Genomic DNA, 12457 nt, shown 5'->3' with positions numbered 1-12457 from the left:
AGCGGCGATACACGAATTCGAACTTCCGAAGGTTGCCGGCGCGAAGTCGCGCCGGGCTTAAGTTTCGTACTCGTCTAACGACGCGGGGAGCGGGTCGCGTCTTCGTTTAGGGATTGTTCCCTGTGCGCGGTCTTCGTCGAAAATGGCTGCAACATATGCTGTTCCACCCGGATAGGGTCAACGCGGAGGACCCTCCCTTTCGGTCGGGCTCGGAGTGGGGCTGTACGGCTCACTCGGTATACCCGGTGTCCGGCGCAGTAGACCTTAGCTACTCGTCCCGACGACCTTAGCGCAGGTGAAGTCACTTGCTTCCCACTCGGTGGGGCGCTTCGTCTCGATGGTCACCATTGTTCCCGAGAAGTCCGGGAAGGTGAACGTGACGCCTTCGTTATAAGTCGCCGCCGTCTCTCGCAGGAAGTTCATGGCGATGCACTCGCCGAGGGCAAGGGAAGCGCTGGAATCGGAGCGCCAGTGTACGCCGGCCATATTGCGCGAGTTGGCGATGTCTCCGGCCAGCTTGTTGAGTTCTCCCCAAATGGTTAGCGTGCTCGCGTCGCCAGTCCAGGGCACTCGCTGGCCGTTGGTGTCGATGATCTGGGGAGTTAGCCCCAAGCCGCCAAACGTCTGCGTACCGTCGAACAATGCTTTAAGGATCGTGACGCAAGCGCCCGCCACTGTGGCGTGACCGGCCCCGTAAGCCGGATGGGTCGGAGCGCCTTCAGGGAAGGCCATGGGCAGCATGTAACTTTCCGGATCGTATTCTTGATTGTGCGTCTGGATCGGACCTAACACAGCGTCCATGTTCGATAAGTCGAGACCGTAATCCGCGGCGCCTGTCTTCTGGTAATGAATGCGGGCCGCGAAGTTCTCAGGACGCTGCCTGCGGTGTACGAACCACTTCTGATACCAGACCGCTTTCAACGCGCGCGTGGCAATCTCGGCAACCAGTACCTTGAAGTTGGGATCGCCGAGAGTACCGAAGCCCATCTGGGTCTTGGATGTCGTGTAGGGTATTCCCGTTGAACGCGGAACGTTGAAACCGCCGCGGACTCCGGGTGATATCAGCAACAGGCAAGCATTGAGATACGCCTGAAAGAGCTCGTCGATATGGACGTACTGTGACATTTCACGACCGCCCTTGAGGTAGTACGGCCCGATCGGAGCCGGGTTCGCAGAGATATAACCTTCCTGCGCCTTCAAATACTCATCCGGTGGAACCATGTAGTCCGCCGGCCCGTTGAATCCGAAGTAGACTTGCGCGGGCGTCTTCTGCGACCCATAAGGGATGTCCCAGACCAGAAATTGGGAAAGCAGCGGACCGGTGGTCGCGCCCGCCAGCGCGGTGCGGAACAACGTGCCGGTGGTTACTTTGCCGCTCGCATCCTTGGGTCCTTTGAAGTCTGCGCCGAAACTGGTCAGGTGATCTGCCGCGGCTTGCGCGACCGGGTTCGCGTCGTAATCGGTGAAGGCTACATCGCGCAGCAGCGCCATCCAATAGTCCTCCGCAATCTCTCCCATTGCTTCGCGGCTCAGAAACTTGGGAGGCGCGGGCATCGCGTACTGCATGGTGTCCGGACATTCCGTGTCCCAGGCGAGTCCGGCTTGCGGATCGGTGAGCAACTGGCGGTTGGTTGACGGGAAACCGCCGGCCCCGACTTCAATCGCCTCGAAATCGGATGGCTTGCCGGAGTCGAGCGCCTTGAGCAGGGAGTCGAACGAGCTCGGAATGACAACCCCGAGATCGTCATGGATCAGGCCCTTGCTGAATACCTGGTAGAGTTCCGTGTCTCCGTTGGGGTGCTGATCGGGGACGGGTTGTTTCCGGTAGAATTCAGCCGCTTCGTCGCGGCGATCCCGTGCTTCGCGGCGCCGGTCTTCGGGTAGATGCAGATGATGTGCCATGCTCTTGAAATTTTAAGCGCAAACGGGTCGCGATGTGGGCCACGCCAGTGCGTCTGATTCAATGAGTGCATGCGATATTTCGCACTGTTTCCATTGTTTCTGTTCGGTGTGAGCGCGCAGGTGAGCAACGCGCAGGTGGTTAACACCAGCCATTCGCCGGACGCCGTTCTCCATCCGGTTCCCATTCAGGCGGTGCAACTGGACAGCTCCAGTTTCTGGGGTCAACGCCGCACGGTCACGCTGGAGAAGAGCATGCCGACCATGTTCGACGAGCTCGAACAGCATGGCACGCTGGATAACTTCCGCCGCCTCACCGGGGCGGCGCCCGCCAGCACACCGCGTAAAGGTCCGGTCTACACCGATTCCGATATCTATAAGTGGATCGAAGCCGCCGCGTTCTTCCTGACCGCCGCGGAACATCCCGGAGCGGAGGCCGACCTTCTTGCCAAAGTCGATACGGCGGTGAAGGTTATTATCGCGGCGCAACAGCCGGATGGCTACCTCAACACTTACTATGTCGGCGAGAAAGCGAATCTGCGCTTCACGGAGATGCACCGGTCGCATGAACTCTATTGCCTGGGTCATCTGTTGCAGGCTGCGATCGCCTTGCAGCGCGCCACGGGCGATCGCCGGCTGCTCGATGCCGGGATTCGCTATGCGGATTACGTCCTTTCTGAATTCGGTACCGATAAGAAGCCGGCACTTACCGGGCACCCGGAACTGGAGATGGCGCTGGTCGAGCTCTATCGTCAAACCGGTGAGGCGAAGTATCTGAAGTTCGCAGGTTACTTACTCAGCGGGGTTGAGACCGAGCGATTGCATCTCCGGCCCGATCAGACGACTTATATGTTTAGCGGCATTCCGTTTACTTCGCGCACGGCGTTTGTCGGGCATGCGGTTCGTGCGATGTACGCGGCTTGCGGGGCGACGGATTACTATGCGGAAACGGGCGATCCGGCTTATAAGCAGACGCTAGATCGTCTGTGGCAGGACGAAGTGCGGCATAAGATGTACATCACCGGCGGGGTGGGGTCGCGTTCGGAGGGGGAAGCATTCGGCAGCGCATACGAACTGCCAAACGCCCAGGCTTACACCGAAAGCTGCGCCGCCATTGCGAACTATATGTGGAACTGGCGCATGCTCAATGTAGAAGGGGATTCGCGCTTCGCCGACGTGATGGAGCGCGCACTCTATAACGGCATTAATTCCGGCATGTCGCTCGACGGTACTCTCTACTGTTACCGCAATCCGCTTGAGTCATCCGGGGAGAAGATCCGGAATCCGTTTTATGATACCGACTGCTGCCCGCCGAACATCGAGCGCACGATGGGCGCCTTGCCCGGTTACTTCTACTCGACGAGCGCGCGCGGACTCTATGTCAACCTCTATGGGGCGAATACGCTCGACTGGCATCTGGAGAACGGGACTGCACTGAAGATAGCGGAGCAGACCAACTACCCTTGGGACGGATCGATCGACTTCACGGTTACTCCGGGTAGCGCCGCGGAGTTTAGTATCTACTTCCGCATCCCGGAGTGGGCGCAAGGCACGCGGCTGACTGTCAATGGCGCGACACAGTCTTCGGCCGCCGGCCACTACGCGGAAGTGCACCGGACGTGGAAAGCGGGGGATCGCGTCCATATAACATTCGATATGACGCCGCGGCTGACCGCGTCGAATCCGCTGGTTCGAGAGAATGCCGGCCGCGTGGCTGTCGAACGCGGGCCATTGGTTTACTGCCTCGAAAAGCCGGACCAGCCGATTGCCCTGAGTCTGTTCGACGAGTCGCTTGAACTTACACCGAACACCCGGTTTAAAGAGCAGCGCCGCGCCGATCTGCTTGGGGGCATCGTGGTCCTGGAGCACGCCGGGTTAGCTGCTTCGAAGCCGCTGGAAGACGATCCGTTGTATCGCGATCTGGCGGCCGCGAACCACCCGCGCGAGCGGCCGGTGCAGCTTACGTTCATCCCTTACTATGCGTGGGCCAACCGCGGACAGTATGAGATGGAAGTCTGGGTGCCGGTTGCGAACGGTGGTAACATCCGCGCGGAAAAATAACTGAACGCCTGGCCGCTGGGCATGGTCTTAGTTTGTGACTGGGCTGATGCGAGCGGCGCGATGCTGGAAAACATGTTGGCGATCGATCTAACGACGGGAGCGCGGGGAATGGCTCGAGTCGACGATCGTGACACCGCGCACGCGCTCTTCGAGGCCTTTGTTCATCGCCAGTCGCGGTTCGTGTTCCAGGTCGCCTATGCGGTCCTGCGGAATGCTTCGGATGCCGAGGACGTGGTTCAGGAAACCTTTCTGAAGCTCTATCGATCGGAGAAGTGGACGGGCCTGGATGACGAGCGGGCCTTTCTGGCGCGGGCGGCGTGGAGGATGGCAGTTAGTCGACGGCCGAAGCGCCATACCGAGGAGCCGGATCCGGATACGCCGTCGGTCGCATGGAATCCGGAGCAGACGGCGATCGCTTCGGATGACGAGTCGTTGGTACACCGGCTGATCGACTCATTGCCGGATGAGCTGCGAGTGCCGCTGGCGTTGTCGGGCATTCAAGGCTTGAACTCGCCGGAGATCGCGGGCGTGATGGGGATTCCCGAAGGTACGGTGCGGACGAGACTGCAGCGGGCGCGGGAGATGGTTAAGCGGAAGTTGGAGGGATTGGGGAGATGAAGGACCACGACTTAGACCGGCTGCTGCGAAGCTACTCGGATCGGGAACCGAGGGCCGGGATTGAGAGGCGGGTGTTGAGTCGGGTTACTTCTCAGCGGCGTTATCGAGGGCTGCGGTGGGTGCTTGTTCCCGTGTTAGCTGGTCTCGCGGTGACGGTTGCTGTCTGGAACTATCAGGCGCCCGAGCCGCCGCTGCCGGCCGTTGTTCGGACGGTCGCGTATGTTCCTGCTACTCCTCGATTCGCGCCACCGGTCCAGATGAGACAAGGGCGGCGTGCTATCCGGCGTCAGGCCGCTCCGGGTCCTCGAATTACCCCCGAAGAGCGCGCGTTAGTTCAGTTCGCTGCAAGCGACCCGGACCGTCTTAGTAAGTCACTTGATGACGTCGAAAAACAGAGTTCCGAAACCATTCAAATCTCGGAACTCAAGATCGAGCCGCTGGAAATTCAGTAACCGGAAAAGGAGAATACTTATGTTTCAAAAAGTGTTGGCAGGCACATTGGCTTTGATCACGTTTGGCTGTTTGCTTTCAGCCCAGGACGCGCCCCCAAAACCGGATGATCAGCCGCCACGATATTACCGGCTGGACTTTTCAGTCAAAGATATTCAAGAAGGTAAAGTACTCGACGTGCGAAACTATTTTGTTTACCTTTCGGACCGCAAAGGGTCCCGCCCCTGCTCGGTACGCGCAGACAGTAAAGTTACGATGCCGGCCGGAAAGAGCGGGGACTATCGAGAGTTCAGTCTCGGGACGGGCATCGACTGTGGATACGAGTCGGAAACAAGAGACACGCTCGGTCTGAATGTACAGGTGAACGTCAATACTCTTGTCCCGTACGAAGATAAGTCCGAGCCCAATCCCGTCCCGATCGTCCGAAGTAATCGCTGGAACTCCGACGTGCTCGTGACTCTCCGCAAACCCACCACGATCTTCTCCTCGGACGACATTGCGTCTAAACGTAAGGTGCAAGTAGAGTTGACAGCTACTCCGCTAAATCCGTAAGCTACGCGTGCATAGCTTTGATGTACTCGTAGCTCGTGCGCAAGCTGGCGATCGGGTCTCCGGGCGTTTGATCCTGCTCGACGAAGTAATGCTTCACGCCGATCTTCTTGGCCACGCGGAAAATGCTCGGGAAATCTACGGTCCCGCTGCCGATCTCCTTGAACGTCTCCTTCGGAACGCTTTCGTTGTACTGCACCGCCTGTCCCTTTGCCTCGTCTTTCAAATGCAGCAGCGGGACGCGTCCGGCGTGCTCTTCGAGGAAATGCACCGGGTCGACGCCGCCTACGGTCAACCAGAACACGTCCACTTCGAACTGCACCAGCTTGGGATCCGTATTCGCGAACATCCGGTCGAAGGTACGCTTGCCGCCCATCTGCCCCCACTCGAACGCGTGGTTGTGATAGCAGAGTTGCAATCCCGCGTTGTGCGCCAACTCGCCGGCATGATTCAGCTTTTCGCCAAAAGTATCTAGGATCTCCGGCTTACGCAAGCCGGGCATGATGTAAGGAACTACGGCGTACTGTGTTCCGATGCCCTTCAGGTCCGCGAACATCTTTTCTAGACTCGGGCCGGTGTAGCTGCTGCTGCCGAGTAATGCATCTGTAGGCAGATGACATGAGGCCGGGCTAAGTCCCACCGATTTGGCTAGCGGCGCGATCCGCATGAAATCCGGAAACGAAAATCCCTCGATTTCCTTGTAGCCAATGGAGGCGATGGCGCGGATCGTCTGGTCTTCTTGACCCGGCTTCATCAGATTGCGAACGGTGTATAGCTGGACGCCGAGATGCGCCATCGGAATGGGCTGCGCCAACACGCGATCGGCGCACGCGAGGCCGGCGGCTGTCGCGCCGAGGAATGACCGCCTTGAAATCGGTGAATTCTGATTAGACATGCGGTCAGACTATCAAACCTGAATCGGGCTCGCTCGAATTCGAGTTAACCGAAGAGGCGCGCGGCGCATCAAAAAAGGAGAGTGCGCTCATTCATCGCTATCGCCCTTCCTTCTTTCCTCATGGCAGCTACTTCGCACGCCGACACCCGTCCGCTGTCGGGCACCCGCTATACCGACGTCGAGTACGGACAAGCCGGCGCAACCACTCTTCTGTTCGACGGCTATGTGCCGGCGGGACCGGGTCCGTTCCCGGCCGTGATCCTGGTGCATGGCGGGGGTTGGGTAACCGGCGATAAACGCGTGTCGGTGCAGCCGCTGTTTCAACCGCTGGCGCAAGCCGGATTCGCGTGGTTCTCGATCACTTACCGGCTCGCGACCGACATTCACAAGAAGCCGCAGGGCGATCTGCTGTCGAACGGCGCGTCGTCGCTGCTGATGCTCGGGACGGCGGTGGATGATGTACGCACGGCGATCCGGTTCATCAAGCAGCATGCTTCGGAGTACCGGGTCGATCCGACGCGTATCGCCCTGATCGGCGAATCGGCGGGAGGGCAGCTGGTATCGATGGCCGCGCTACGTCCAGCTCCGGATACGGAGGTACGCGCGGTGGTCGCTTTCTATAGTCCGAGCGATCTGGCGGATTTGGCCAAGTCCTCCGAACGCGTTCCCGATTCCGTGCGCCAGGCGATCCAGGGGACGCCGTGGGAGGGTCTGCTGCTGGGAGGGCTGCGTGAACTGTCGCCGGTTACTTGGGTGCGCAGGGACGCGCCGCCTTTTCTGCTGATCCATGGAACCGCGGATACGCTGGTGCCGTTTGGGCAATCGACCGAGATGTGCAATAAGTTGAACGCAGTGGGTGGGGTGTGTACGGTCTTTCCGATGCGGGGCGTGGGGCACGGCGTGCGCTGGTGGGAGAGCGACAACCGGACCGAGTATAAGCGCGTGATGATTAGCTTTCTGGAGCAGCAGCTGAATAGCCGGCTTTAACGAATTTGTGCAGGATTGTGCGCGTGGAATTCAGGTTACGGCATCACCACGCCACTGTTATAACGAGCGAACCCTGCAGTATCCGACAGTAAGATCCTCGCTGGACGACCGCGGCAGGTACATTCGCCATCGCATCGAGGAACGCTATTCGACCGGGCACATAGATCTCGGGATGCTGTAGAATCCTGTCTAGCTCGCGCCCGTCATTCCTACGCAGGAAAGGTGCCTCGTCGTCCAAAAATCGCCTTATCGAAGCCCGTTCATCGGTCTGGAGGGCGGTTTACTCGATATCAAGCCTCGCACCTGCGAGGAATCCGATATCAACCGCACTTCGATATCCTTACTCGTCTTCGCTTGGTAGTTGGGGTTGAAAAGCTGACAGGCCGTTAGTACTCCCGCCCCCGCGAGAAACGAGAATACAACTCCACGTTTGAATTTCCGAGCACCGTCTTTCAGCACGTTAATTCACTGTTATGAACATCGCCGCCGCATCATCGTGGAAGCGCGAACGATCCGCCCGTCGGCGCACCGTCTTCTCCGTCGCCGCTTCAACCGCGAGGATCGGCAGGCTGTAGAGGACAGCGGCAATCAAGGTCCGCCCAAATCACTCCAAGAGCCGCCATAGACAAACAGCGCGAGCACGGACGACCCCGCGACGGCGGCTAATGGTAAGGTGACCGTCAGAATGATACGCCGAGCCGGGGCGATATTCATTCCTAGCAGTTTATGACGCCGCTATAGGTAAGATGGCGGTGGAATGTTCGTTGGACATTACGGAGTTGCGCTGGCGGCCAAACGGTTTGCGCCGAAGACCTCGGCCGGGGTCACTTTCTTAGCCGTTCAATGGCTGGACATTGTATGGGCCATTCTGGTCCTGGTGGGTTGGGAACACGCGCGTATCGTGCCGGGGTATCTGCCGGCGAGCTCGCTGGTGTTCTATGATTATCCGTGGTCGCATAGTCTGCTGATGGCGATGGGATGGTCGTGGCTGGCGTTTCGCTTGTTCAAGAGTCCGGTGCTGGCCGTTTGCGTGTTCTCCCATTGGGTGCTGGATTGGGTAGCGCACGCGCCGGATCTGCCGCTGTTTCGCGGAGGCCCGGAGGTTGGTTTGGGATTATGGCATTTCCGGGTAGCCACTTTTGTAGTGGAGAGTTTGTTGTTACTTGCGGGATTGTGGCTTTACATGCGTGCGACGCGCCCCCTGAATGGGCTTGGTAAGTTGGCCATGCCGGCCTTTGCGGTCTTATTGCTGGCGGTTGAGGCGGGAGACTTGTGGGGGCCGGTCCCCGCGAAGATACAGATTGTCGCGATTAGCGGGGAGGCTGCGTACTTACTGTTCGCCGGGATCGCGCAAGCGGCGGATACACTACGGGAGCGGCTTCCCGAAGAGCCGCCGATCCGGTTGCATCTCAATGTCGACTAACTCAATTCCGGTTTCGCTCTCGGGCTACGACCTGATCAACACGCCGCGCTTGAATAAGGGCACGGCCTTCTCGGATCAGGAGCGCGACTTATTCGACTTACATGGCTTATTACCGCCGCATGTGGGGACTCTCGATCAACAGATCCAGCGGCGGCTGCAGGCGCTGCGCAACCAATCGACGCCGTTCGATAAGTACACGTTACTGCGAGACCTGCAGGATACCAACGAGACGCTGTTCTATGGGCTGCTGCTGCGGAACATTGAAGAAACCCTGCCGATTGTGTATACGCCGACGGTCGGTGAGGGTTGCCAGCGATTCAGCGAGATCTGGCGGCGTCCGCGCGGCTTGTTTCTAAGTTATCCGAACAGGGACAGGATGGAGCGTATCTTGTCCCATCCGCGCTACGATGGGGTGAAGTGCATCGTAGTCAGCGATGGCGAGCGGATTCTGGGTCTGGGCGACCAGGGCGCGGGAGGGATGGGGATACCAATCGGAAAGATGGCGCTCTATACGGCGCTGGGAGGAATCCATCCCGAGAGTTGCCTCCCAATTTTGCTGGATGTGGGGACGGATAATCAGGAGCGGTTAGACGATCCGATTTACATTGGTTGGCGGCAGCGGCGCGTGCGCGGGCCGGAGTACGACGCCTTTGTCGATGTGTTTGTCCAGGCGGTAAAGAACCGGTGGCCGCATGTGCTGCTGCAGTGGGAGGATTTTGCGGGCTCGAATGCGGCGCGTTTACTGGCGCGGTATCGCGACGAGCTATGCACCTTTAACGATGATATTCAAGGCACTGCGGCGGTAGCTACAGCGACGCTACTCTCCGCGATTACGGTCACGGGCACGCCGCTGGAGCAGCAGCGGATTGTCGTGGTCGGGTTCGGCACCGCGGGGATCGGAATCGCTGACTTACTTGTGCAGTTGATGCGCGAGCGCGGCGTTAGTGAGGGGGTTACCGAGCACGACGCGCGGCGCTGCTTTTACGCGATTGATCTGCACGGGTTAGTGGTCGAGGGCGGGAAGGACGTGCGTCCGGAACAGTTGCCTTTCGCGCGCAGCAGGTCCGAGATACAGAACTGGCAGGTTTCGGGCGGGGACATTGGATTGCTCGAAGTGGTGCGGAACGCCCGGCCTACCGTGTTGATTGGAGTCTCCGGTCAGAAGGGCGTGTTCGGAGAGGACGCTGTGCGGGAGATGGCGCGGCATGTGGAGCGTCCGGTCATCTTTCCGTTGTCGAATCCGACATCGCGAAGCGAAGCTACCCCGCAGGATCTGATGGACTGGACCGAAGGGCGGGCGCTGATTGGGACCGGAAGTCCGTTTGAGCCGGTGACTGTCGATGGTAAGAAGGTCCATATCGATCAGACGAATAACTCATATATCTTCCCTGGGCTTGCTTTGGGGATCGTGGCGTCGAAGGCGCGGCGCGTTACGGATACGATGATCATGGCCGCTGCGAAAGAGCTGGCGGAGAATGTCCCGACGAAGAAGGATAAGTCGGCTAGTTTGCTACCGCCGGTTTCCGATTCGCGTAAGTTGAGCCGTCTGATTGCGGAGGCTGTGGGGAAGCGCGCGATTCAGGATGGACAGGCGGGAGTGGCTGATCAAAGTGAGTTGCTGAGGGAGATTGCCGCGAATGTCTGGGAACCGGTGTATGTGCCGTATGAACGGGTAAGTCGGCATTGATCGCCAGCGTGAATCCGGCTACTGGCGAAACAGTTCGGGTGTTTTCGCCACTTACTCCGGTCGAGCTGGAAGCCAGGCTTGCGCTGGAGTACCGGGCGTTTCAAATTCACCGGCAAACGAAGTTCAGTCAAACGCGCGGAACAGATGTCGGCAGCCGCGTCGATCCTGGAGGGGGAGAAGGATCGGTTCGCACGCATCATGACGTTGGAAATGGCCAAGCCGATCGCGGCTTCGCTCGAAGAGGTGGAAAAGTGCGCGGCAGGCTTCCGCTTTTTCGCTGAACATGCGGAACGGTTTCTCGCGCACGAGCACTTGGAGGGCGGCGGTTTGGAAGCTCCAGTTCGGCTCGTTGCACTCGACTCTCCGGGTCCGATTGACGTCGCCTGGGCGTCTTCCGCCGCATATACGACTGCGAACCGGCGGAGGCCTATTCTCGACGTTTCCGTGCGGCAGCGGGAGTTGTACCTTCCTTATGGCGGGCGGCGTGGACTTAGTGCCAGCCGGCACAATCCCGACCGGGCCCAACGTCACTACCCGCTACGATAATGCCTGTGTGCACAAACCGGACTGCTTGATCGAGGCTTACAAGAGCCTCATACTTGCGAGCGAAGGGCGTGCCCACCCAGCGCCGGCAGAAATAGATCGCTCGAACTATAAGACGGTTTCACTGCCATCCGTCTACAATAACGTCCCGAGTGGTCAGACCGTACCGTTTGACCCGTTTCGCTTCTTCAATCCAATCCCGCCGCCTATCGAAATACCAGCTATCCAACTCTTCTTCCAATAAATAAGGAAACTTAAATGTGAGCACACCAGAGAATCCGGGGGAACCAGTAAACAACCCACCATACCAGCTAATGTTCTCAACCGAGATAAGCAGCGGGATTCCGCTGTTCGCGATCACTTCGCAATCGATTGTCGCGCCATTGCTAACCTTCCTGCTGTCGGGCGGCGCTAATATCGCACTCGACGCGGCGGCAAAGACGCTCTTCGGGCATCCGATCCCGTGGAACCCAGTGCTCGAGATCGGTCCGGGCATCGTCGCGGCGGCATTTCTCGGGTACGCAAGCACAAAGGTGTTCCCAAAGTCGGCCAGAGCCGCTCGGCGGGCCTGGGGGGCAATAACGGTATTCTGGGCACTGTCAATCGCGTTTTCGCTTCGCCACGGAGGGCTGGCATACACATTGTCAGACTTCTTCAACCCGCCGCCCAGTGACATCGGTCCAGGGCTGCTTTTAACGGATGCCGCCGCGTGTACCGTCGCTTACTCCCTCGTCGCAGAGTACCGATGGAGGCGAGCCAATCGCGAGCGCAGAGCCAACTCCGCTTCAGCAAGCTAGCTAGCGATGCGAGCAGCCGAGCGCGCGCCCCTCAGGTCAGGCCGAACCTGCGAGTTCGGCAAGCAGTGGACTGTGCCGCTAACCTTTCGACTTGCTTCAGCTGAGACGGATAGCGTTCTAACTACGTCGGCGATCAGCGCGCGACCCGCATCACTTATAGTGTAGGATCGGGTTCAAGCTACACGATGACCTACGATTCCGATCCGCTAGACGCCAACGGAACCTTCGCGACCAACGCCTGGGGCCGTCTGGCGGAAGTTTCCTGGGGCTCACGCACCTCGGCCGCAACCTCGCGTGCGTACACCGAAGAATACTCCTATGATGTTGCCGGCGATGTTATCGGTAAGCGTCTTTCTATCCTGAAAGGCGGCAATTGCTCCACAGCTCCCACCCAGATCACGGCCAAGTTCGTCTATGACACGGAAGGCAAGCTCACCACGACCACCTATCCATCAATAAACGGCGGCTCTGCCAACACCACCGCGCTCGACACTTACGATTCCATGAGCCGCCTCCAAGGCGTATCGACAACCGAGACCCTGCCGGCC

The 12457-nt window shown here is 59.1% G+C and carries 11 protein-coding genes; 9 read left to right on the top strand and 2 right to left on the bottom strand.

What is annotated here, in order from left to right; genetic code table 11:
* Positions 1–264: 264 nt before the first annotated feature.
* Positions 265–1902 carry a vanadium-dependent haloperoxidase gene (locus H1Y01_RS00220; protein ID WP_180538083.1) on the bottom strand — a complete coding sequence of 546 codons (1638 nt, stop codon included), beginning with the start codon at positions 1900–1902 and terminating at the stop codon, positions 265–267.
* A 69-nt stretch (positions 1903–1971) separates the two neighbouring features.
* On the opposite strand from H1Y01_RS00220, the gene H1Y01_RS00215 reads away from it, so the two are divergent.
* The 4 genes from H1Y01_RS00215 to H1Y01_RS00200 are packed head-to-tail and all read left to right on the top strand — an operon-like array spanning position 1972 to position 5580.
* On the top strand, positions 1972–3960 hold the full coding sequence (locus H1Y01_RS00215) for a glycoside hydrolase family 127 protein (protein ID WP_180538082.1): 1989 nt from the start codon (positions 1972–1974) through the stop codon (positions 3958–3960).
* A gap of 21 nt (positions 3961–3981) precedes the next feature.
* On the top strand, positions 3982–4578 hold the full coding sequence (locus H1Y01_RS00210; RefSeq protein WP_180538081.1) for an RNA polymerase sigma factor: 597 nt from the start codon (positions 3982–3984) through the stop codon (positions 4576–4578).
* Entirely contained in the window at positions 4575–5030 is a 456-nt protein-coding gene (locus H1Y01_RS00205) for a hypothetical protein (protein ID WP_180538080.1), read from the top strand. The genes H1Y01_RS00210 and H1Y01_RS00205 overlap by 4 nt, the downstream gene beginning before the upstream one ends.
* Before the next feature lie 19 nt (positions 5031–5049).
* Complete coding sequence (locus H1Y01_RS00200) at positions 5050–5580, top strand: hypothetical protein (protein ID WP_180538079.1); 531 nt, start codon at positions 5050–5052, stop codon at positions 5578–5580.
* A gap of 1 nt (position 5581) precedes the next feature.
* Here the strand turns inward: H1Y01_RS00200 and H1Y01_RS00195 are convergent, their stop codons facing one another.
* Entirely contained in the window at positions 5582–6472 is an 891-nt protein-coding gene (locus H1Y01_RS00195) for a sugar phosphate isomerase/epimerase family protein (protein ID WP_180538078.1), read from the bottom strand.
* 81 nt (positions 6473–6553) lie between these two features.
* Between H1Y01_RS00195 and H1Y01_RS00190 the strand changes: the two genes are divergently transcribed.
* From H1Y01_RS00190 to H1Y01_RS00170, 5 genes are all read left to right on the top strand, one after another.
* Positions 6554–7459 (top strand): alpha/beta hydrolase, encoded by a 906-nt coding sequence (locus H1Y01_RS00190; RefSeq protein ID WP_180538077.1) that lies wholly within the window; start codon positions 6554–6556, stop codon positions 7457–7459.
* Positions 7460–8216: 757 nt separating this feature from the next.
* Complete coding sequence (locus tag H1Y01_RS00185; protein WP_180538076.1) at positions 8217–8882, top strand: hypothetical protein; 666 nt, start codon at positions 8217–8219, stop codon at positions 8880–8882.
* On the top strand, positions 8872–10569 hold the full coding sequence (locus H1Y01_RS00180) for an NAD-dependent malic enzyme (RefSeq protein WP_180538075.1): 1698 nt from the start codon (positions 8872–8874) through the stop codon (positions 10567–10569). Before H1Y01_RS00185 ends, H1Y01_RS00180 begins: the two co-directional genes overlap by 11 nt.
* A 78-nt stretch (positions 10570–10647) precedes the next feature.
* Positions 10648–11115 carry an aldehyde dehydrogenase family protein gene (locus H1Y01_RS00175; RefSeq protein ID WP_180538074.1) on the top strand — a complete coding sequence of 156 codons (468 nt, stop codon included), beginning with the start codon at positions 10648–10650 and terminating at the stop codon, positions 11113–11115.
* Between the two features lie 979 nt (positions 11116–12094).
* A partial coding sequence (locus H1Y01_RS00170; protein ID WP_180538073.1) for a hypothetical protein occupies positions 12095–12457 on the top strand: 363 nt, incomplete at its 3' end.

This window comes from Nevskia soli, from assembly GCF_903970205.1.
GTDB lineage: Bacteria > Acidobacteriota > Terriglobia > Bryobacterales > Bryobacteraceae > Bog-113.
Note: the sequence above shows the minus strand (reverse complement) of the source record. Positions and strands in the feature narration are given on the sequence as shown.

Coding starts and splice junctions, on each gene's coding strand:
- H1Y01_RS00210 (WP_180538081.1), top strand. CDS start 3,982: ATGGTCTTAGTTTGTGACTGGGCTGATGCGAGCGGCGCGATGCTGGAA.
- H1Y01_RS00180 (WP_180538075.1), top strand. CDS start 8,872: ATGTCGACTAACTCAATTCCGGTTTCGCTCTCGGGCTACGACCTGATC.
- H1Y01_RS00205 (WP_180538080.1), top strand. CDS start 4,575: ATGAAGGACCACGACTTAGACCGGCTGCTGCGAAGCTACTCGGATCGG.
- H1Y01_RS00185 (WP_180538076.1), top strand. CDS start 8,217: ATGTTCGTTGGACATTACGGAGTTGCGCTGGCGGCCAAACGGTTTGCG.
- H1Y01_RS00195 (WP_180538078.1), bottom strand. CDS start 6,472: ATGTCTAATCAGAATTCACCGATTTCAAGGCGGTCATTCCTCGGCGCG.
- H1Y01_RS00215 (WP_180538082.1), top strand. CDS start 1,972: ATGCGATATTTCGCACTGTTTCCATTGTTTCTGTTCGGTGTGAGCGCG.
- H1Y01_RS00220 (WP_180538083.1), bottom strand. CDS start 1,902: ATGGCACATCATCTGCATCTACCCGAAGACCGGCGCCGCGAAGCACGG.
- H1Y01_RS00200 (WP_180538079.1), top strand. CDS start 5,050: ATGTTTCAAAAAGTGTTGGCAGGCACATTGGCTTTGATCACGTTTGGC.